Origin of the sequence: Mesorhizobium sp. M4B.F.Ca.ET.089.01.1.1 (genome assembly GCF_004022605.1) — a bacterium.
GTDB lineage: Bacteria > Pseudomonadota > Alphaproteobacteria > Rhizobiales > Rhizobiaceae > Mesorhizobium > Mesorhizobium abyssinicae.
Window position 1 is genome coordinate 1 of the sequence record NZ_RZOS01001176.1, and the last position, 625, is coordinate 625.

General features: G+C 61.9%; 1 protein-coding gene. It reads right to left on the reverse strand.

The window, feature by feature from the left end; translation table 11 throughout:
- Positions 1-151 precede the first annotated feature (151 nt).
- The coding region (locus tag EN780_RS36660; RefSeq protein WP_245500256.1) for a helicase C-terminal domain-containing protein at positions 152-625 on the reverse strand (474 nt) is incomplete at its 5' end.

Here is a 625-nt window from a genome sequence, read left to right on the forward strand (position 1 = left end):
GCACCGGGCAGCGTCCACCACGGGCTCATCCCCGACGGATCGCCAAACGCCGCGTCGGCCTCCCGGGCGATGACGTCCCATGGCGAAGCGGACGTCTGCCTCGCATTCACCAATGCATGCGCTCCGAGTTTCTTGGCCAAGGGCTGCCGCACTAACCCCCGAACCGCCGAACACGGCCCTCGCGCTGTTCCAGATCGACCGGGCTCGAGCAAAGATCCCAATGCCCCAGCCTGTCGCACCAGCTATGAAAATCCAGTCCTTCCTGCCCGACCGACGTCGTCGCGACGATGTACGGCCAGAAGGGCGTATTGAATGCGCTCCGAATCTCCTCGGATCGAGCCGCGGGTGGTTCGTCGCTGTCCTTCCCTTCTCGATGCGTTTCCGCCTCGGTCCCTCCGAAGGGCACTGCGGCATGGCAACGAATTCGAATCTTCTCCTTCCTCCTGGTGCCTTTGAAGCCAAAGGTTCCGACGTTGGCGGCCAAAGCTGCCGACAGGTCATCGATCAGACCCTTAGGATTGACCTTGGATTTCCGCAGCCAGAAATGCTCGTCGAGAACCGCCTCGAGACAGCCATCAATGCAGGCTTGCTGGAACTTCTCCATCGCATCCTCGCCCGGCAACAC